We start from the raw sequence: 19116 nt of genomic DNA on the forward strand, positions 1-19116 counted from the left end.
GACAATGGTAGAAAAACGCATTCAGCCACTTGCCCGCGATGCAATGGCCTATGTTCTCGCCGGCGGCCGGGGGAGCCGTCTGAAGGAACTCACCGACCGACGCGCCAAGCCCGCGGTCTATTTCGGCGGCAAGTCGCGCATCATCGATTTCGCGCTGTCCAACGCGCTGAACTCCGGTATCCGCCGCATCGGCGTCGCCACCCAATACAAGGCGCACTCGCTGATCCGCCACATGCAGCGCGGCTGGAACTTCTTCCGCCCCGAGCGCAACGAGAGCTTCGACATCCTGCCGGCCTCCCAGCGCGTCTCCGAGACGCAGTGGTACGAAGGCACGGCCGACGCCGTTTACCAGAACATCGACATCATCCAGGACTACGGCGTCGAGTACATGGTCATCCTCGCCGGCGACCACGTCTACAAGATGGACTACGAATACATGCTGCAGCAGCATGTCGACAGCGGCGCCGACGTCACCATCGGCTGCCTGGAAGTGCCGCGCATGGAAGCCGTGGGCTTCGGCGTCGTGCATGTGGATGAGACCGACCGCATCATCGATTTCGTCGAAAAGCCCGCCGATCCGCCGGCCATTCCCGGCAAGCCGGACAGCGCCTTCGCCTCGATGGGCATCTACGTCTTCCGCACCAAGTTCCTGATCGAGGAACTGCGCCGCGACGCCGCCGATCCGAATTCCAGCCGCGACTTCGGCAAGGACATCATTCCCTATATCGTCAAGAACGGAAAAGCCGTCGCCCACCGCTTCGCCAATTCCTGCGTGCGCTCCGATTTCGAGCGCGAGCCCTACTGGCGCGACGTCGGAACCATCGATGCCTACTGGCAGGCCAATATCGACCTGACGGCGATCGTTCCCGAGCTCGACATCTACGACAAGTCCTGGCCGATCTGGACCTATGCCGAGATCTCGCCGCCGGCGAAGTTCGTGCATGATGATGAAAACCGCCGTGGCTCGGCGACCTCCTCGGTCATCGCCGGCGATTGCATCATCTCGGGCGCAACGCTCAACAACAGCCTGCTCTTCACGGGTGTGCGCGCCAACTCCTACTCGAAACTCGAGGGCGCCGTCGTGCTCCCAAGCGTCAAGATCGGTCGCCACGCGCAGCTGACGAATGTCGTGATCGACCACGGCGTCGTCATTCCGGAAGGGCTTGTTGTCGGCGACGACCCCGTTCTCGACGCCAAGCGTTTCCGCCGCTCCGAAGGCGGGATCTGCCTCATCACACAGCCGATGATCGACAAGCTGGATATGTAAACGATGAAAGTTCTTTCGGTTTCGTCCGAAGTCTTCCCATTGATAAAGACAGGGGGCCTGGCCGATGTGGCCGGCGCCCTGCCGATCGCGCTGAAGCGCTTCGGCATCGAAACCAAGACGCTGATGCCCGGCTATCCCGCGGTGATGAAGGTCATCCGCGACCCGGTCGTCCGCATGCGCTTCGACGATCTCTTGGGCGAACCGGCAACGGTTCTGGAGGTCAATCACGAGGGGCTCGATATCCTCGTCCTCGACGCGCCAGCCTATTACGACCGCTCCGGCGGCCCCTATCTGGACGCGACAGGCAAGGACTACCACGACAACTGGCGCCGTTTTGCCGCCCTCTCGCTTGCCGGCGCCGAGATCGCCGCCGGCCTGATGCCCGGCTGGAAGCCAGACGTCGTCCATGCGCATGACTGGCAGGCGGCGATGACGCCTGTTTACATGCGCTTTTACCCGACGCCCGAACTCCCCAGCATCCTCACCATCCACAACATCGCCTTCCAGGGCCAGTTCAGCGCCGAGATCTTCTCCGGCCTGCGCCTTCCCCCGCAGGCCTTCTCGGTGGAAGCGCTGGAATATTACGGCAATATCGGCTTCCTGAAGGGTGGCCTGAAGACCGCGCACGCGATCACCACTGTGAGCCCGTCCTATGCCGGCGAGATCCTGACCTCCGAATTCGGCATGGGCCTCGAAGGTGTCATCGCCAGCCGCATCGAGGCGCTGCACGGCATCGTCAACGGCATCGACCACGAGGTCTGGGACCCCGCCACCGACGCCGTGCTGCAGACCCATTACACCGGCGCGACGCTGAAGAACCGCGCCGCCAACCGCGCAGCCGTCCAGGAATTCTTCGGCCTGCACGACGACAACGCGCCGATCTTCTGCATCATCAGCCGTCTAACCTGGCAGAAGGGCATGGACCTGATCGCCGCCTGCGCCGACGAAATCGTCGCGATGGGCGGCAAGCTCGCCATTCTGGGCTCCGGCGATCCGGCGCTCGAGGGCTCGCTGCTCGCCGCCTCCGCCCGCCATCCCGGCCGCATCGGCGTTTCGATCGGCTATAACGAGCCGATGTCGCACCTGATGCAGGCCGGTTCCGACGCCATCATCATCCCCTCGCGCTTCGAGCCCTGCGGCCTCACACAGCTCTATGGCCTGCGCTATGGTTGCGTGCCGATCGTCGCCCACACGGGCGGCCTTGCCGATACCGTCATCGATGCCAATCACGCCGCACTTGCGGCCAAAGTGGCAACCGGGATACAATTCTCTCCGGTGACCGCTTCCGGTCTGTTGCAGGCAATCCGCCGTGCGCTACATCTCTATACCGATCAAAAGGTCTGGACCCAATTGCAAAAGCAGGGCATGAAATCGGATGTTTCGTGGGAGAAAAGCGCCGAGCGCTATGCTGCCCTCTATTCAAGCCTCGCCCCGAAAGGCAAGTGACAGAAAATGAACAAGTCCGTATCCACCACCCCCTATCAGGATCAGAAGCCCGGCACGTCGGGACTGCGTAAAAAGGTCCCGGTATTCCAGCAGCCGAACTACGCGGAAAACTTCATCCAGTCGATTTTCGATTCGCTGGAAGGATTTCAGGGCAAGACCCTCGTCATCGGCGGCGACGGACGCTACTACAACAAGGAAGTCATTCAGAAGGCGATCAAGATGGCCGCCGCCAATGGCTTCGGCAAGGTCATCGTCGGCAAGGGCGGCATCCTCTCGACGCCGGCTGCCTCGCATGTGATCCGCAAGTACAAGGCCTTCGGCGGCATCATTCTCTCCGCCAGCCATAACCCAGGCGGCCCGACCGAAGACTTCGGCATCAAGTACAACATCAGCAATGGCGGCCCGGCGCCGGAAAAGATCACCGACGCGATCTATGCGCGCACCAAGGTGATCGACACCTACAAGATCGCCGATTTCCCCGACGTCAATCTCGACCGTATCGGCAAGGACGAGCTGCCCGGCGGCATGCTGCTTTCGGTTCTGGACTCGGTCGAGGACTACACGGCGCTGATGGAAGAGCTGTTCGACTTCGGCGCCATCCGCAACCTGATCAGCCTCGGCTTCCGCATTGCGTTTGATGCGATGAGCGCCGTCACCGGCCCCTATGCCAAGGAAATCTTCGAAAACCGCCTCGGCGCCCCGTCCGGCTCGGTCCGCAACTTCATGCCGCTGCCCGATTTCGGCGGCCACCATCCGGACCCGAACCCCGTTCACTGCAAGGAGCTCTACGACGAGATGATGGGCGACGACGCCCCTGATTTCGGCGCTGCTTCCGATGGCGACGGCGACCGCAACCTCATCATCGGCCGCGGCATCTTCGTCACGCCTTCAGACAGCCTGGCGATCATCGCCGCCAACGCCAATCTCGCCCCCGGCTATTCCGGCGGCCTCACCGGCATCGCGCGCTCCATGCCGACCTCGGGCGCGGCCGACCGCGTCGCTGAAAAGCGCGGCATCGGCATGTATGAAACGCCGACCGGCTGGAAGTTCTTCGGCAACCTGCTCGACGCCAACATGGCGACGATCTGTGGTGAGGAAAGTGCCGGCACCGGCTCGAACCACGTGCGCGAAAAGGACGGCCTCTGGGCGGTCCTGATGTGGCTGAACATCCTGGCCGTACGCGGCGAGAGCGTTCAGGACATCGTCACCCAGCACTGGCAGACCTACGGCCGCAACTACTATTCGCGCCACGACTATGAAGGCGTCGACACCGAAGCCGCCAACGGCCTGGTCGACAATCTCCGCGCCCAGCTCTCCAGCCTTCCCGGCAAGACCTTCGGCCCGCTCAAGGTCGAAAAGGCAGACGATTTCGCCTATCACGATCCGGTCGACAAGTCGGTGAGCGAACACCAGGGCATCCGAATCATGTTCGAGGGCGGCTCCCGCGTGGTCTTCCGCCTGTCGGGCACCGGCACCTCGGGCGCCACGCTGCGCGTCTACATCGAGCGCTACGAGCCCGATTCCAGCCGCCACAACATCGAGACCCAGGAAGCACTGGCCGACCTCATCGCCGCCGCCGAAACCATCGCCGACATCAAGTCCCGCACCGGCCGCGACGCCCCTTCGGTGATAACCTGAGATAGCCTCTCTAATGCCCGATCGGGAGCAGCGGATGCCTCTACCCCCCTCTGCCCTGCCGGGCATCTCCCCCACAAGGGGGGAGATCGGCTGGGAGCACCAATCGGTGTCCTTCCTCGAACGTAGCGTTTCCGCCAAGGCAACCTTTCAAGCTGAGCGAGCGCTAGCCGCTTGCGATCTCCCCCCTTGTGGGGGAGATGCCCGGCAGGGCAGAGGGGGGTAACACCACATGCCGACCTCTCTATTTTCTCCAATTCCCGGCGTAACCCTAGCTAACTTCCACCTCTTGCCTCCTACCGTGCAGCCCCCTCATCCGGCTGCCGCCACCTTCTCCCCGTCGGGGAGAAGAGACTCGGGGCGGGCCGCTCGCTCCATCTTCCCTTCTCCCCAACGGGGGTCCGAAGGACGGGGCGAGACCAGTGGCTCGACCCCGGTTGGTGCCCGTAGGGCGGATGAGGGGGCCACACGGCACCACATCAACCCCATCAAAAATCCCCCCGGAACAAGGACCTAGCACCCAATGCCCTTCGCTTCCGGCGTAACCCTCACCGCCACAGGCGCCACCTTCGTCGTCCGCTCAAGCGACGCCACGAAGCTCCACCTCTGCCTCTTCGACCAGACCGGCCGCGAAACCGACCGCCTGCCGATGACGCGAGGCGAAGACGACCTCCACCATCTCTTCGTGGAAGGCATTGCGCCGGGCGCCCGCTACGGCTACCGCGCCGAAGGCACCTACGCGCCCGACGACGGCCTCTGGTTCGACCCCGCCAAACTCCTGGTCGACCCCTACGCTAGAGAAATCGACCGCCCCTTCCGCTACGACCCGCTACTCTCGAAATTCGGCGCCGACACCCAGCACCTCGTCCCCCGCGCGATCGTCACCCGCAACACCGCCGCCAAGCCCGCAGCCCCCATCTTCCGCCCCGGCGGCTTCATCTACGAGGTCGCGGTCCGCCCCTTCACCATGCTGCACCCGGATGTGCCGGAAGCAGAGCGCGGCACCATCGCGGCCCTTGCCCACCCCTCTGTCATCGCCCACCTCAAGCGCATCGGCGTCGACGCCATCGAGCTGATGCCGATTACCGCCTGGATCGACGAGCGTCACCTCCCCCCGCTCGGCCTGACCAACGGCTGGGGCTACAACCCCGTCGCCTTCATGGCGCTCGACCCGCGCCTTGCCCCCGGCGGCATCGCCGAGCTGCGCGACACCGTCGCCAAGCTCCACGCTGAAGGCATCGGCGTCATCCTTGACCTGGTCTTCAACCACACCGGCGAAAGCGACCGCTTCGGCCCGACGCTCTCCATGCGCGGCCTCGACAACCGCTCCATGTTACGCCACGTCCCCGGCCAACCCGGGACTCTCGTCAACGACACCGGCACCGGCAACACGGTGGCCTGCGACCATCCCTATGTCCGCCAGTTGATCGTCGACACACTCCGCCATTTCGTGGCTAACGCCGGCATCGACGGCTTCCGCTTCGATCTCGCGCCGATCATCGGCCGCACCGCTTCAGGCTTCGAAGCGCACGGCGAAACGCTGAAGGCGATGCTGGACGACGAGGTTCTGCGCGACCGCATCATGATCGCCGAACCCTGGGACATCGGCCCCGGCGGCTATCAACTCGGCAACTTCCCCGCCCCCTTCCTCGAATGGAACGACCGCGCCCGCGACGACCTCCGATGCTACTGGCGCGGCGACCACTACAAAACCGGCGCGCTGGCCTCGGCACTATCAGGCTCTTCCGACATCTTCGCTCGCGATGGCGCCACCGCCACCCGCAGCGTCAACTTCCTCGCGGCCCATGACGGCTTCACGCTGCACGACCTCGTCTCCTACGCCGGCAAGCACAACGAGGCCAACGGCGAGGACAATCGCGACGGCCACAACGAGAACCACTCCTGGAACAACGGCGCTGAGGGCGAGACCGACGACCCCGTAATCATCGCGCGCCGCCGCGCCGACCTGAAGGCCCTCATCTCCACGCTCTTTGCGACGCGCGGCACCGTGATGCTGACGGCAGGCGACGAAGGCGGCCGCAGCCAGCGCGGCAACAACAACGCCTATTGCCAGGACAATGCCATCACCTGGGTCGACTGGGCCTCGCTCGACGAAGAACTGATCGCCCACACCGCTTTCGTCTCAAAGCTACGCAAGCGCTTCAGCGTCTTCTCGCAATTCGCCTTCTTCAAGGGCGACGGAGACGTCTCCTGGATCGCGCCCTCAGGCCAACAGATGGCCGTCTCGGATTGGGAGACACCTGACTTCGCCACGCTCGGCATGATCCTGCAAAGCGAGGACGCAAACACCGGCAAACAGATCAGGCTGGCGGTGCTCTTCAACCGCGCCCAATCCGAACATACGTTTTCGCTGCCCGCCGATGCGACATGGCGCCGGGTTGACCAGGATGAAGGCTCCGCGCCGCAAACACGGGCGCGCGTCCCGGCAAGATCGGTTTCTTTCTTCCTGGGAAATTGACGCGCCCGTAAGTTGCATTAATATCCTTATCGTAATCGTCACGAAGCCATTGTAAGTCTTTTCGAAGCAGCTTTTTTCAAGAGGAATTGATGGTCAAGGAAATCTCGCTCGCTGACGTTCGCGGGCTGGTCGGCACGGAAACCGGCCTTTCGGACTGGATCGTCGTCGATCAGACGATGATCAATGCCTTCGCCGACGCCACCCACGACCACCAGTTCATCCATGTCGATCCGGCCCGCGCCGCCGACAGCCCCTTTGGCGGCACGATCGCCCATGGTTTCCTGACGCTCTCGCTGCTGTCTGCGATGAACTACAACTGCCTGCCCAAGGTGCGCGAGCAGACCATGGGCATCAACTACGGCTTCGACGCCGTTCGCTTCGTAGCCCCCGTCAAATCCGGCGCCCGCATCCGCGGCCGCTTTGTCCTCGCCGAAGCCCGCTTCCGCGGCGGCGGCATGCTGATGACCACCTACGATGTCACCATCGAGATCGAAAACGAACGCAAGCCGGCGCTGACGGCACGCTGGACGACGATCATCCAGTTCGACCCGAAGGATCGGCCGGAGGACCACTAGGCGGGACCAGATATAGCGCGCGGAGGGCGGCGATGAGCTTGGCATATAATGAGCAGACAAAGCTTTCGCCAACGCCTTGGACCGCGCCTCGACGGCCTGCTTCACCGTCGGCATCGTTACGCCGATCGCCGGCGCGCTCTACGGCATCGGCAATTTCGCTCAGCTGTCGCGCCTTTGGCTTTCGGGTTACCTCTGCGCTTGGCTTTCCGTGGCGGTGCTATTACATTACATAGCGAGATTGACGCTCAGGAGACTGATCCCATGAGCTTTGGTTCACTATTCTTCATCTCATTCGGCCTGCCCGCCATCATCGCGGCCCTCGCCTACATCGCCTTCCTGCTGCACGAGCGCGAGTGGCGCAAGCAACGCAATCAGCCGGGCGAGTAGTAGTATCCTGATAAGACACGTTCTGAATGGGATCGATCAATGAGCGATTGGGTATTTGCTTTCGTCGTCACACCGGCAGTCGTTATCTTACTCGGCTACATCGCGATGCGCATGCACATGTGGGACATAAAGCGTCACCACAACGAGCCGAGCGAGTAGGTTGGCTAGGCCAGCCTCGCGCGCGTCGTCATGCTCGGTCTTGTGCCGAGCATCTGCCTTGGGTCAATCAACACTGGACGTGAATTGCCGTGACGCGGCGGAGGACTGAGGCCGCAGCCTGCAGAGCCTTGAGCCATGACCGTTGAACCCGCGGAGACGTGCTTAGATCCTCGGGACAAGCCCGAGGAAGACGTCGCGTAAGCGGCAGGCGGCTCTACAGCTGTTGGCCTGCCTGCTATCGCGTAGGTTGGCGTTTGCTCGCCGCGATATTACATTCTTTGGCGAGAAGAACGCTAAAGGGGCTCAGACCATGAATACTGGTGCCTTATTGTTCGTATCATTCGGCCTCCCGGCCATCATCGCCATCCTCGCCTATGCCGCGGTTCTTTGGCACGAGCGGGAATGGCGCAAGCATCGCGATCAGCCGGGCGAGTAGATCACCCCTAGCGAGCGCGTAATAAAAACACACCCAAAAGTTGGCGTCGCCTTCATAACGCGGATCGACTATACTGAGCACATGGCAAAATCCTCGGCACAATCGGCTGTTATCGTTCGCGACGCAAAGACCGGGAAAACCGTCACTGTGCGTGGTGCCGGCGCTTTGAAGGATAGCGACCTGAAGATTCGCAAGGACGTCGATCTGACCAAGCCGATCTCATCGCAAGCCTTGAAAGATCGGCGAAAGTAGAGGCCAACAATATTGCCGGGGGTTCTGCTCGACACGCACGCGCTCTACTGGCTGGTCAGCGGAAATCACCCCCTCTCCGATGAAGCTCTCGTCGCGATTGGCAAAGGCCAGGAGGCACGCAGCCTCTACGTCTCGCCGATCACGGCTTGGGAGCTCTCGCTTGCAGTGCGGAAACCGAACAATGCGCCTGACATAGGCGGCGCCGGCATTGCCAACTGGTTTCGAGACGCCGTGCGTGAAACCGCTGCGAGGGTGATTTCAATCAACCAGAAAATTGCGATAGAGGCGGCGGATGTGGTCATGACCACAGGACACAAGGACCCAGGCGATTGCTATCTGATAGCAACGGCGCGGGTGAGAAGGATGCCAATCGTGTCACGCGACAAGGTGATGCTGGCGATGGCATCGACTGGTTATGTCGACGTTATAAATTGCTGATGCGGTTGGCGTTGCCTGTCGGTCCTCAGGGCCTTGGGCATAGCCAAAACCAAATCGGGGACGGCGCGCTGGCACCGTCCCCGATCTCATAATCACAACACAGCGAAGCTCAGTGCCCCGCATCCTCGGCGCCCTCGGCAAGCAGGCCGAAGACGAAGTCCGCGAAGGACCGCCAGCATTCCACCCGGAACGTATCCTCCTCGGTGCGCAAGAGCACGATCTCGGCCTTGCCGAACAGCGTGCGCGAGCAGGCGCCGACGGGAAATGCTTCGAGCGAGAGGTCCTGCGGGCAGCCCGTGGAGATCGTCGTTTCGGCGCCCGGGCCGGAGACGATGATCGCGACGTTGCGGTGCGAGACGTCGGTTGCCGAATGCACGACGCCCACGTCCTTCAGCGCGCCCATGAGGTCTGCGCCGCTCTCGTCGATGACGAGCCATTCGTCCGGCCCGAGCCAGAGTGCGGCGCGGCCGCCCTTGCGACCCGAGGTCTTCGGCGCGTCGGGAACGGTCACGCCGAGCGCAGACGAGAGCGCCGAAAGCGATTCCGCCGGTGCACGAAGCGCCACGCGCGTGGCATTCGGCGCGGCCGTCAGCCGTACGCTGGCGGAGCCGCCCTGCTTGCCCGTGAGAACGGATGTGCGAACTGCCGTATCAGCCATTGATGCGGCCTCCTTCCTTGTCAAAGAACACCATATCCGTCACCTCGACCGCGATCGTCTTGTCGGGCATCGGCACGTAGAGCGTCTCGCCCATGCGCTTGCGGCCACCGGCGACGAGCGCAAACGCGATCGACTTGCCAAGGTTTTCCGACCAGTAGGACGAGGTCACGTGACCCAGCATCGTCATCGGCTTCGGCTCGTTCGGGTTGGCGACGACCTGCGCCCCCTCTTCGAGCACCAGCGTCGGATCCTTGGTGACGAGGCCGACCAGCTGCTTGCGGCCTTCCTTGACGAGATCCGGGCGCTTCAGGCCGCGAATGCCGACGAAGTCGGTCTTCTTCTTCGATACCGCCCAGTTGAGGCCGGCATCGTCAGGGGTCACGGTACCATCCGTATCCTGGCCGACGATGATATAGCCCTTCTCGGCGCGAAGAACGTGCATCGTCTCGGTGCCGTAGACGCAGGCGCCGAGCGGCTCGGCGTTCGCCCAGACGGCTTCGAGAACCGACTGGCCGTAATCGGCCGGCACGTTGATTTCGAAGCCGGTCTCGCCGGTGAACGAGACGCGGAAGAGACGCGCCGGAACGCCCATGACCGTGCACTCGGCAACGCTCATATGCGGGAAGGCCTCGTTGGAGATATCGACGCCTTCGACCAGCGGCGCGATGATCTCGCGCGCCTTCGGACCCTGCACGGCGATAACGGCCCACTGCTCGGTCACAGACGTCAGCCACACCTTCAGATGCGGGAACTCGGTCTGCAGATAGTCTTCCATGTGGTTCAACACGCGCGGCGCGCCGCCCGTCGTCGTCGTCACGTGGAAGCGATCATCGGCCAGGCGCCCGACGACGCCGTCGTCATAAACGAAGCCGTCGTCGCGGGTCATGATGCCGTAGCGGCACTTGCCGGGCTTCAGCGTGTCCCAGGCGTTGGTGTACATCAGGTTCATGAACTCGGCGGCATCGGGACCGACGACCTCGATCTTGCCGAGCGTCGAGGCATCGAACACGCCCGCCACATCACGCGCCGTCTTGCATTCGCGCGCGACCGCCTGGTGCATGGTTTCGCCGGCGCGCGGGTAGAACCACGCACGCTTCCAATTGCCGACATCCTCGAACACCGCACCCTGGGCTTCTTCCCACTGGTGCAGCGGCGTCTTGCGCGTCGGATCGAACAGCTCGCCACGCGAATGCGCGATCAGCGTGCCGTAGGTCACCGGCGTATAGGGCGCGCGGAAGGTGGTGAGACCAACCTGCGGGATTTCCTTGCCCAGCATCTCGGCGGCGATCGCCAAGCCGTGCATGTTGGAGAGCTTGCCCTGGTCGGAGGCCATGCCGTTGGTCGTGAAGCGCTTGATGTGCTCGATCGAGTGCATCCCCTCACGCACCGCAAGGCGGATATCCTTGGCGCAGACGTCGTGCTGGAAATCGATGAACGCCTTGGCGCTGGTCTCAGGCCCCGCCCCTTCGGCCGCACCGATCATCCCGCCGGTCCACTGATGCGCCTGCTCGGCCGAGATGCTGATCTTGCCCGCCGACGCCTTGCCGGCTGCCTGCGCCATGAGCTCGCCCGCGGCCAGCGATTCCTCGATCGTCCGCTGCAGGTCGTCGGTGCCGTTGCAGGCGCCGACGGAGAGGCAATCCTGCGCATAGGTGCCGGGCAGGAAGCGCTGCGTTTCCGGCTCGAACTTCACCTTGCCGCGCGACTGTGAGAACAGATGCACCGATGGCGTCCAGCCTGCCGAAACCAGCAGCGCATCGACCGCGATCTTGCGCGGCGAGCCGCCGCCGTTGCGGGCAACAGTCATCGACGAGATGCGCAGCTTGCCTGAGGTGTTGACGACCGACTGGCCAGAGAGAACATCGATGCCGAGCGAACGGGCCTCGGCCAGAACCGCAGCACCCGGCGTCTGCCTGCAATCGACGATCGCCGCGATCTCGACGCCTGCGCGCTTCAGGTCGAAGGCCGCCTCATAGGCCGAGTCGTGCGCCGTATAGACGCCGACCTTCTGGCCGACGGTAACGCCGTACTGGTTGAGATACATGCGCGCGGCGGACGCGAGCATGATGCCCGGACGGTCGTTGTTCGGGAACACCATGTGGCGCTCGATGGCGCCGTTGGCGAGGATGACGCGCTTGGCGCGCAGCTGCCACAGACGCTCGCGCGGCAGATGGCGGCTCGGGTTGGCGACATGGTCGGTCACGCGCTCGGCGAGGCCGACGAAATTATGGTTGTAATAACCGAAAGCGGTGGTGCGGGTCAGAACCTGCACATTGTCCATCGCCTTCAGCGCCGCAACCGTCTTCTGCGCCCACTCGTAGCCGGAGAGACCGTCGATCGTCACGCCGCTATCGTAGCGCAGCGCGCCGCCGACATCGGCCTGTTCGTCGCAGAGGATGACCTTGGCGCCGGTCTGCGCCGCAGCCAATGCCGCCGAAAGACCGGCCACGCCGGCACCGACGACAAGCACGTCGCAATGCGCGTAACGGCCGGCATAGTGATCGGGATCGGCTTCCTTCGGCGCAACGCCGAGGCCGGCCGCGCGGCGGATGATCGGCTCGTAGAGGCTCTTCCAGGCGGCCTTCGGCCACATGAAGGTTTTGTAGTAGAAGCCGGCCGCGAAGAAGGGCGAGAGCAGGTTGTTGATGCCGCCGATATCGAACGAAAGCGACGGGAAGCGGTTCTGCGATTCGACGATCATGCCGTCGAACACTTCCTGCACGGTGGCGCGCACGTTCGGCTGCTTGCGGGCGGCATCACGCGACACGTCGATCAGCGCGTTCGGCTCCTCGGCGCCAGCCGACAGAATCCCGCGCGGGCGGTGATACTTGAACGAGCGGCCGACCAGATGGATGTTGTTGGCAATCAGCGCCGAGGCGACGGTGTCACCCTCGAGCGCGGTATAGGTCTTGCCGTCGAAGGTGAAGCGCGCGGTCTTGGCGGGCGTTAGGCGGCCCTTGCCTGATATACGGTTCGCAGCGCTCATTTCGCTTCTCCTTCGAGCTGCTCATAGGTCTCGACGGGAGCATGGGGCGTTACGGCCGCACCGATATCGGGCTTCGGCTCGCCGGCCTTGTACGTCATGATGAACTTGTCGCTGATCGTGTCGCGCGCCGCGTTGAAGAAGCGGCCGCAGCCGTGCTGGTGGCGCCAGCGTTCGAAGATCAGCCCCTTGGGGTTGTCGCGCAGGAAGAAGAACTCCTCGAACTGTTCGTCGGAGATCTCGGCGATATTGGTGGGGCGGGCGATATGCGCATCGCCGGCGCCGCGAAATTCGAGCTCGGAGCGCTCTTCCTGACAGTATGGGCAATAGATAAGAAGCATGATGTCCTCGTGTCAGTGCGCGACGGCTGCGGCGGCGGCTTCGTCGATCAGACGGCCGGTGCGGAAGCGGTCCAGCGTCAGGCCGGCATTGAACTTGTGCGCCTCGTCGCGGGCAATGAGGTGCGCGAAGAGATTGGCCGAGCCCGGCGTCGCCTTGAAGCCGCCGGTGCCCCAGCCGCAGTTGACATAGAGCCCCGGAACCGGCGTCTTCGACTGGATGGCAGAGCGATCCGGCGTGTTGTCGACGATACCGCCCCACTGGCGCATCATCTTGACGCGGCGGAACATCGGGAAGAGCTCGCAGATGGCATCGAGCGTATGCGTGATGATCTGCAGGCCGCCGGTCTGGCTGTAGGAATTGTACTGGTCGGTGCCGGCGCCGATGACGAGCTCGCCCTTGTCGGACTGCGAAATATAGGCATGCACCGTGTTGGACATGACCACGCAGGGGAAGATCGGCTTCAGCGGTTCCGATACCAGCGCCTGCAGCGGGCTCGATTGCAGCGGCACGCGCACATCGGCCATCTTCATGACCGTGGTCGTGTGGCCGGCGGCCGAAACACCGACCTTCTTGGCGCCGATGAAGCCACGCGACGTCTCGACACCGGTGACGCGACCGTCAGGGCCACGGCGAATGCCGGTCACTTCGCAGTTCTGGATGATATGGACACCACGATCGGACGCAGCACGCGCATAGCCCCAGGCAACCGCATCGTGGCGCGCCGTGCCGCCGCGACGCTGGAGCGCCGCACCATTGATCGGATAGCGGGCGCTGGCAGAGATATCGAGCGGCGGACAATAAGCCTTGGCCTGCTCCGGCGTCAGCCATTCATTGTCGATGCCGTAGAGACGGTTGGCATGGATATGGCGCTTGAACGACTGCTGGTCGTGCACATTGTGCGACAGCATCATCACGCCGCGCGGCGAGTACATGACATTGTAGTTGAGATCCTGCGAGAGGTTCTCCCAGAGCTTCATCGAATGCTCGTAGATGTGCATGCTCTCTTCATAGAGATAGTTCGAGCGGATGATGGTCGTGTTACGGCCGGTATTGCCGCCGCCGAGCCAGCCCTTTTCGAGCACCGCGACATTGGTGATGCCGTGCTCCTTGGCCAGATAATAGGCCGCGCCCAGGCCATGTCCGCCGCCACCGATGATGATGACGTCGTATTCGGCGCGCGGCTCCGGCGAAGTCCATTGCTTGTCCCAGCCCTTGTGCCCCCTGAGAGCCTCACGTGCCACGGCAAAAACCGAATATCTGCGCATCCGCCTTGATCTCCTTGCGGGGAAAATCCCCTGTCGTCGGCCATACAAATCGCAAATCCAAATGCGGCACAACGTTTCTTTTGCGACGCCGGAAGGCTTTTGTTTTGACACGGTGAAAGATTGCGCCGGATGCGGCGCAAGTGAGGCTGCGACATTTCCGCCGGCCGCGCGAAATGGCCTACACGAAATCGCCGAACGAAATCCCAATGTCGTGATCGGGTCTCGCCCGACCTTGATCGGCTTTGAAAACGCGTGCTAGTCGCCCCGCATGGCAAAGCTACTACCCCCGATGGGCCCCGCCCTATTCAAGCCGGCCCTCGCCCTTTTTACGATTTGCGCCGTTTCGACCAACGCGCTGGCGCTCGATAGCAGAACGATCTCCCAGATCAAGAAGCTCATGCCTGTCGATCAGCTCGATCAGCGATGCGACATCGAGGCGATGGATCGTCTTCAGGCCGACAAGGTCATCTCCTACACCTTCTCGCACCCGAAGCGCACGGCGGTGCATGTCGATGCGGATGGCGCGGTGTTCCGGCGCAACGGCAATTGGTACCGCCTCTCCTACGCCTGCACGACAAGCCCCGACCACCTCTCGATCGTCGCCTTCACCTTCAAGCGCGGCGCAATCATCGCCCACAAGGACTGGACGCGATACTATCTCTATCCGTAAGCGGCTGGCATCGCTTGCGGTTGCAATCACCGTCCCCTCGCCTAGCTTCCCTTGTAGGTCACGCCGCAGCCAACCGTGCGGCATGACGAGAAAGGGAGGCAAGGCATGTGCCGGAACATCAAACCCCTGTCCAATTTCGACCCGCCGGCAACGGACGCGGAAATCCATGATGCGGCGCTTCAGTTCGTGCGCAAGCTGAGCGGCACCAACAAGCCATCGAAACGCAACGAGGAAGCCTTCGAGGCGGCAGTCATGTCGATCGCAGCCTGCGCCCGAGAGCTGCTGGACACGCTGGAGACCTCGCAGCCACCCCGCGACCGCGAGGAAGTGGCCGCCAAGGCGCGTGCGAAATCAGCGCTCCGGTTCGCGTGAAGGAGGCCGGACGCATGGCCGTCAAGCGCATGGACAATGTCGGCATCGTCGTCGACGACCTCGATGAGACGATCGATTTCTTCCGCGAACTCGGCCTCGAACTCGAGGGCCGCACCATGGTCGAAGGAGAGTGGGCCGGACGCATCACCGGGCTCGGCGATCAGCAAGTCGAGATCGCCATGATGCGCACGCCGGATGGCCACAGCCGCCTCGAACTCTCGCGCTTCATCTCGCCTGATATCATCGCCGATCACCGCGACGCCCCGGTCAACGCTCTCGGCTATCTCCGCGTCATGTTCGCCGTGGACGACATCGACGACACGCTCGAACGGCTCGCCAAACGCGGCGCCCGGCTCGAAGGCGAGCTGGTGCAATACAAGGACGCCTATCGGCTCTGCTATATCAGGGGTCCCGGAGGGCTATTGATCGGCCTTGCGCAGGAACTGGGCTGAGGGCATCTGCAGACGATATCGGCGAAAGCCACACCGCCTCAAGCCGGCCGCTCCCCCTCACTCTCCCGGCATCCACCGCACCTCCGAAACCTCGCGCGCCACATCCGCAATCAGCGAGCGCAGCCAGCGATGGGCGGGGTCGTTGCGGTGGCGGACGTGCCAGGCGAGATCGACGGGGAAGCTGCCGAGATCGACGGGCGCCGGCACGATCTTCAGCCTGGGATCGGCCGCCAGGTGCTGGCAGATCAGCCGCGGCAGCGTCGCGCAATAGTCGGTGACCGCGATCATCTCCGGCACGGCGAGGAAATGCGTCACCGACACCGCCACCTCGCGCCGTAGCCCACGCTGCTCCAGCGCCTGGAACAACCCGACGCGCAAGCGGCCATGGGGCACGACGTTGACATGCCTCATCCGCTCGTACTGCTCCTTCGACAGGCTGTCCGAAATCTCTGGATGATCGGCCCTGATCACGCAGGCGAGCCCCTCGTCCATCAGATGCTGCACCACCAGATTGTCCGGCGGCTCGACGATGCGGCCGAGCACCATGGCCGTCGTGCCCGACATGACACCGGTCTCGATGAGGTCGTTACCATAGGGCGTCAACCGAAGCCTGATCCCCGGCGCCGTCTCGCGCAACCTCGCGACGATGGCAGGCATCAGCACATATTCGACATAGCTGTTGGGCGCGATGGTGAAGGAGAGATCGGCCTCAGCGGGATCGAACTCCTGCTGCCCGAGCACTGCCCCGTCGATCGCCGCCAGCGCGGTGGCGATCACGGGCGCCAGCTCCAGCGCCATCTGCGTCGGCTGCATCCCATAGCGCTCGCGCACGAACAGCGGATCGCGCATGACGACGCGCAGCCGCGAAAGCGCATTGGAGAGCGCCGGCTGGGTGATCCCCAGGCGGTCGGCGGCGCGCGTGACATTGCGCTCCTCCATCAGCGTCACGAAGACAGGCAGCAGGTTAAGGTCGTATCGCATTCAGTTATAATGCACCGTGAATATCTAGGATCAAACAAATAAATTTCTGAAATAGATATCCGAGGCGCATGATCCAATCATCAAAGGCCAGCAGAGTTCAGGCCAAACAAGGAGAACGATCATGAGTGAGAACATCAAGGGTAAAGTCGTACTCATCACCGGTGGCAGCACCGGCCTCGGCGCTGAAACCGCGCGCCATCTGGCAGCCAACGGCGCCCGCGTCGCGATCGCCGCCCGCCGCAAGGACAAGCTCGATGACGTCGTCGCCGAAATCACCAAGGCTGGCGGCGAAGCCCGCGCCTACCAGCTCGACGTCGTCGACAAGAACCAGGTGAAGCAGGTGACCGACGCCGTGATCGCCGATTTCGGCACGCTGGATGTGCTGATCAACAATGCCGGCATCATGCCGATCCGTCCGATGGCCGAGGTCAATACCGAGGAATGGGACGCGATGATCGACGTCAACATCAAGGGCACGCTCTATGGCATCGCGGCAGCCCTCCCCTTCTTCCTGGAAAAGAGCCGCGGCCACATCATCAACCTGAGCTCGGTTGCCGGTATCAAGGTTTTCGCGCCGGGTGGAACCGTCTATTCCGGCACCAAGTTCGCCGTCCGCGCCATCTCCGACGGCCTGCGCCAGGAAGTCGGCTCCAAGGTTCGCGTCACCTCGATCGAGCCCGGCGCCGTCGACAGCGAGCTCAAGCACAACACCACGGGTACCGCGCAATCGAGCGTGCTCGATTTCTACAAGATCGCCATTCCGGCAAGCGCCGTCGCCCGCGCTATCGCCTATGCCATCTCACAGCCTGACGATGTCGATATCAACGAAATCGTCCTGCGCCCGACCGCCCAGGAATTCTGATTGATACAATGACGTGACGATGCGACGGCTCGCCTCTCCGGAAAGGAGCGGCGAGCCGTTGCCGTTTCTCAGTTCGTCAGCCGGCTCGTCGACTTGGTCGCCGCCTCGCCGATCGAGCTGAACGCCGCCGTCAACGCATCCATCGTGTTCGGCTCGTAATAGTTGGCGTCGGTAGAGGCGCAGAATTTCAAGAGCGCCTTGCCCTTGTCCGGCGCCATGAACGCCACCGTATAGATCTTGATGCCGGCCGCCTTGGCGTTGGTGCACTCGTCGCGTACCGATTGGTCGAGCTTGCTCACCCAACTGCCGGTATCCCCGGTCATGTCGCCGTCGGTCATCAAGATGATGATGCGGTCGGAATTGGTGTTGTCCCTCTTCTTCTGCTCGACGCTTTCCGTGTCGGTGCCGTATTGGTTCTTGGCGATGTTGGCGTTCGCCGCCTTCATCGCCGCCGTGGCGTCCGTACCATTGTTCTTTTCGATCGTTATACCGCTTACGTGACCCCGGGCGCTCGTCGTGCCCCAGGCCATTGGCGATTGTCCCTTGATGCTGCTGGTATAGGAAATCGCGCCGCTGCGGACATAGCGAGCGTTCGGATCGTACTTGTCGAGCGAATCGAACAGCTTGCCCGCAGCAATCTTCAGTGCGTCGATCTTGCTGTAATAGGCAGGCTGCGTACCGATGCAGATGCCGAGCAGGTAGATCGCGCACTTCGTGCCGTTCTGCGTTGTCGTATCCTCGGACATCGACGTGGACGCATCGAGAAGCACCTCGATCGAGATTCCGTTCTTCGTCGTTCCCGTGCCGCTGGTGCTCTTGCTGGCGGCCGACACGGTTCTCGTATTGCCGGCGATGAGCGCGCTAAGCGGCGTCAACGTCACCGGCATCGAGGCGGTCACGCCCACGACGAAGCTTTTTCCGGACGAAGTGGTCATCGTCGTGATCGAGACCGTAGCCGCCTGCTTGGCGGCCGCCGCAGCCGTGCTGCCGGCAATGCTGGCCACCTGACCGGAGAGAAAATCAAGCCCCAGCGTCTTTCCTGACGTCTCGTCGGCGGTTCCCTTCATAAGCGCGGTCGAGACGGCAAGCGCCGATGCATCCGTCGCTTCCTGCAACTGGCGCTGCGACAGGGAAAGGTTGGCGGTATCGACCGCCAGCCCCGCCACACCGACGAGAATCGGCAGCACGAGCGCGGTGGTGATGCCGAAGTTTCCGTCCCGGCGCCTAAAGAGACGCTTTATGTCTTGAACGTACAGCATGCTCGAAAACGAGCACGCGGCGCAAAAGTGCCATCGCACGTTGAATCGCACTTAACCGGAGGTAAGCCTACCGAGAAGTCCGGGTCATTTTAGAACAGAGGAATAAAGCACCGATCGGCGACACAGACCCAAAGGGGCCCGATGCCGATGTGCACAATCAACCGATTGTCGGGAGGAATGACGCGTGCCCGATCGGGC

19 protein-coding genes are annotated in these 19116 nt (G+C 62.9%); 13 read left to right on the top strand and 6 right to left on the bottom strand.

Annotation, left to right across the window (positions count from 1 at the left end):
* Window positions 1-4: 4 nt before the first annotated feature.
* From glgC to ACCD05_RS23900, 9 genes are all read left to right on the top strand, one after another.
* Window positions 5-1267: a glucose-1-phosphate adenylyltransferase gene (gene glgC, locus ACCD05_RS23860; RefSeq protein ID WP_018899809.1), complete on the top strand. Its 1263-nt coding sequence runs from the start codon at window positions 5-7 to the stop codon at window positions 1265-1267.
* A gap of 3 nt (window positions 1268-1270) precedes the next feature.
* Window positions 1271-2713, top strand: coding sequence for a glycogen synthase GlgA (gene glgA, locus ACCD05_RS23865; protein ID WP_111563427.1), 1443 nt, complete (start codon window positions 1271-1273; stop codon window positions 2711-2713).
* 6 nt (window positions 2714-2719) lie between these two features.
* Window positions 2720-4351, top strand: coding sequence for an alpha-D-glucose phosphate-specific phosphoglucomutase (locus ACCD05_RS23870; protein WP_111563428.1), 1632 nt, complete (start codon window positions 2720-2722; stop codon window positions 4349-4351).
* Window positions 4352-4871: 520 nt separating this feature from the next.
* The gene (gene glgX, locus ACCD05_RS23875; RefSeq protein ID WP_413395800.1) at window positions 4872-6827 is read left to right on the top strand and encodes a glycogen debranching protein GlgX; all 1956 of its coding nucleotides are present in this window, start codon (window positions 4872-4874) and stop codon (window positions 6825-6827) included.
* 89 nt (window positions 6828-6916) lie between these two features.
* The gene (locus tag ACCD05_RS23880; protein WP_413395802.1) at window positions 6917-7402 is read left to right on the top strand and encodes a MaoC family dehydratase; all 486 of its coding nucleotides are present in this window, start codon (window positions 6917-6919) and stop codon (window positions 7400-7402) included.
* A gap of 76 nt (window positions 7403-7478) precedes the next feature.
* Window positions 7479-7667 carry a hypothetical protein gene (locus tag ACCD05_RS23885; RefSeq protein WP_413395804.1) on the top strand — a complete coding sequence of 63 codons (189 nt, stop codon included), beginning with the start codon at window positions 7479-7481 and terminating at the stop codon, window positions 7665-7667.
* The gene (locus ACCD05_RS23890) at window positions 7664-7789 is read left to right on the top strand and encodes a hypothetical protein (protein WP_280637055.1); all 126 of its coding nucleotides are present in this window, start codon (window positions 7664-7666) and stop codon (window positions 7787-7789) included. Before ACCD05_RS23885 ends, ACCD05_RS23890 begins: the two co-directional genes overlap by 4 nt.
* 469 nt (window positions 7790-8258) lie before the next feature.
* Window positions 8259-8384, top strand: a complete 126-nt coding sequence (locus ACCD05_RS23895; protein WP_280638487.1) for a hypothetical protein — start codon at window positions 8259-8261, stop codon at window positions 8382-8384.
* Between the two features lie 264 nt (window positions 8385-8648).
* Window positions 8649-9074: a type II toxin-antitoxin system VapC family toxin gene (locus tag ACCD05_RS23900; protein ID WP_413395806.1), complete on the top strand. Its 426-nt coding sequence runs from the start codon at window positions 8649-8651 to the stop codon at window positions 9072-9074.
* Between the two features lie 109 nt (window positions 9075-9183).
* Here ACCD05_RS23900 and ACCD05_RS23905 read toward each other — a convergent pair whose 3' ends face one another.
* From ACCD05_RS23905 to ACCD05_RS23920, 4 genes are read right to left on the bottom strand one after another with little or no spacing between them, the layout of a single operon-like run.
* On the bottom strand, window positions 9184-9732 hold the full coding sequence (locus ACCD05_RS23905) for a sarcosine oxidase subunit gamma (protein WP_413395808.1): 549 nt from the start codon (window positions 9730-9732) through the stop codon (window positions 9184-9186).
* Window positions 9725-12718 carry a sarcosine oxidase subunit alpha gene (locus ACCD05_RS23910; RefSeq protein ID WP_413395810.1) on the bottom strand — a complete coding sequence of 998 codons (2994 nt, stop codon included), beginning with the start codon at window positions 12716-12718 and terminating at the stop codon, window positions 9725-9727. The genes ACCD05_RS23905 and ACCD05_RS23910 overlap by 8 nt, the downstream gene beginning before the upstream one ends.
* On the bottom strand, window positions 12715-13056 hold the full coding sequence (locus tag ACCD05_RS23915; RefSeq protein ID WP_018899819.1) for a sarcosine oxidase subunit delta: 342 nt from the start codon (window positions 13054-13056) through the stop codon (window positions 12715-12717). Before ACCD05_RS23915 ends, ACCD05_RS23910 begins: the two co-directional genes overlap by 4 nt.
* Before the next feature lie 12 nt (window positions 13057-13068).
* Window positions 13069-14322, bottom strand: coding sequence for a sarcosine oxidase subunit beta family protein (locus ACCD05_RS23920; RefSeq protein WP_016557052.1), 1254 nt, complete (start codon window positions 14320-14322; stop codon window positions 13069-13071).
* A 268-nt stretch (window positions 14323-14590) separates the two neighbouring features.
* Between ACCD05_RS23920 and ACCD05_RS23925 the strand changes: the two genes are divergently transcribed.
* The 3 genes from ACCD05_RS23925 to ACCD05_RS23935 all read left to right on the top strand — a co-directional run bounded on the left by ACCD05_RS23925 (window position 14591) and on the right by ACCD05_RS23935 (window position 15816).
* The gene (locus ACCD05_RS23925; RefSeq protein ID WP_413395813.1) at window positions 14591-14992 is read left to right on the top strand and encodes a DUF930 domain-containing protein; all 402 of its coding nucleotides are present in this window, start codon (window positions 14591-14593) and stop codon (window positions 14990-14992) included.
* A 105-nt stretch (window positions 14993-15097) separates the two neighbouring features.
* Window positions 15098-15364 carry a DUF2277 domain-containing protein gene (locus ACCD05_RS23930; protein ID WP_413395815.1) on the top strand — a complete coding sequence of 89 codons (267 nt, stop codon included), beginning with the start codon at window positions 15098-15100 and terminating at the stop codon, window positions 15362-15364.
* Window positions 15365-15378: 14 nt separating this feature from the next.
* On the top strand, window positions 15379-15816 hold the full coding sequence (locus ACCD05_RS23935; protein ID WP_413395817.1) for a VOC family protein: 438 nt from the start codon (window positions 15379-15381) through the stop codon (window positions 15814-15816).
* A gap of 57 nt (window positions 15817-15873) precedes the next feature.
* Here ACCD05_RS23935 and ACCD05_RS23940 read toward each other — a convergent pair whose 3' ends face one another.
* Window positions 15874-16797, bottom strand: a complete 924-nt coding sequence (locus ACCD05_RS23940; RefSeq protein ID WP_413395819.1) for a LysR substrate-binding domain-containing protein — start codon at window positions 16795-16797, stop codon at window positions 15874-15876.
* Between the two features lie 121 nt (window positions 16798-16918).
* On the opposite strand from ACCD05_RS23940, the gene ACCD05_RS23945 reads away from it, so the two are divergent.
* Window positions 16919-17659 (top strand): SDR family oxidoreductase, encoded by a 741-nt coding sequence (locus ACCD05_RS23945; protein WP_413395821.1) that lies wholly within the window; start codon window positions 16919-16921, stop codon window positions 17657-17659.
* A 68-nt stretch (window positions 17660-17727) separates the two neighbouring features.
* Here ACCD05_RS23945 and ACCD05_RS23950 read toward each other — a convergent pair whose 3' ends face one another.
* Window positions 17728-18918, bottom strand: coding sequence for a VWA domain-containing protein (locus tag ACCD05_RS23950; protein ID WP_413395823.1), 1191 nt, complete (start codon window positions 18916-18918; stop codon window positions 17728-17730).
* Window positions 18919-19116 lie beyond the last annotated feature (198 nt).

The organism is Rhizobium sp. Rhizsp42, from assembly GCF_047304155.1.
Taxonomy (GTDB): Bacteria; Pseudomonadota; Alphaproteobacteria; order Rhizobiales; family Rhizobiaceae; genus Rhizobium.

Coding starts and splice junctions, on each gene's coding strand:
- glgC (WP_018899809.1), top strand. CDS start 5: ATGGTAGAAAAACGCATTCAGCCACTTGCCCGCGATGCAATGGCCTAT.
- glgA (WP_111563427.1), top strand. CDS start 1,271: ATGAAAGTTCTTTCGGTTTCGTCCGAAGTCTTCCCATTGATAAAGACA.
- ACCD05_RS23870 (WP_111563428.1), top strand. CDS start 2,720: ATGAACAAGTCCGTATCCACCACCCCCTATCAGGATCAGAAGCCCGGC.
- glgX (WP_413395800.1), top strand. CDS start 4,872: ATGCCCTTCGCTTCCGGCGTAACCCTCACCGCCACAGGCGCCACCTTC.
- ACCD05_RS23880 (WP_413395802.1), top strand. CDS start 6,917: ATGGTCAAGGAAATCTCGCTCGCTGACGTTCGCGGGCTGGTCGGCACG.
- ACCD05_RS23890 (WP_280637055.1), top strand. CDS start 7,664: ATGAGCTTTGGTTCACTATTCTTCATCTCATTCGGCCTGCCCGCCATC.
- ACCD05_RS23895 (WP_280638487.1), top strand. CDS start 8,259: ATGAATACTGGTGCCTTATTGTTCGTATCATTCGGCCTCCCGGCCATC.
- ACCD05_RS23905 (WP_413395808.1), bottom strand. CDS start 9,732: ATGGCTGATACGGCAGTTCGCACATCCGTTCTCACGGGCAAGCAGGGC.
- ACCD05_RS23910 (WP_413395810.1), bottom strand. CDS start 12,718: ATGAGCGCTGCGAACCGTATATCAGGCAAGGGCCGCCTAACGCCCGCC.
- ACCD05_RS23915 (WP_018899819.1), bottom strand. CDS start 13,056: ATGCTTCTTATCTATTGCCCATACTGTCAGGAAGAGCGCTCCGAGCTC.
- ACCD05_RS23920 (WP_016557052.1), bottom strand. CDS start 14,322: ATGCGCAGATATTCGGTTTTTGCCGTGGCACGTGAGGCTCTCAGGGGG.
- ACCD05_RS23925 (WP_413395813.1), top strand. CDS start 14,591: ATGGCAAAGCTACTACCCCCGATGGGCCCCGCCCTATTCAAGCCGGCC.
- ACCD05_RS23930 (WP_413395815.1), top strand. CDS start 15,098: ATGTGCCGGAACATCAAACCCCTGTCCAATTTCGACCCGCCGGCAACG.
- ACCD05_RS23935 (WP_413395817.1), top strand. CDS start 15,379: ATGGCCGTCAAGCGCATGGACAATGTCGGCATCGTCGTCGACGACCTC.
- ACCD05_RS23940 (WP_413395819.1), bottom strand. CDS start 16,797: ATGCGATACGACCTTAACCTGCTGCCTGTCTTCGTGACGCTGATGGAG.
- ACCD05_RS23945 (WP_413395821.1), top strand. CDS start 16,919: ATGAGTGAGAACATCAAGGGTAAAGTCGTACTCATCACCGGTGGCAGC.
- ACCD05_RS23950 (WP_413395823.1), bottom strand. CDS start 18,918: ATGCTGTACGTTCAAGACATAAAGCGTCTCTTTAGGCGCCGGGACGGA.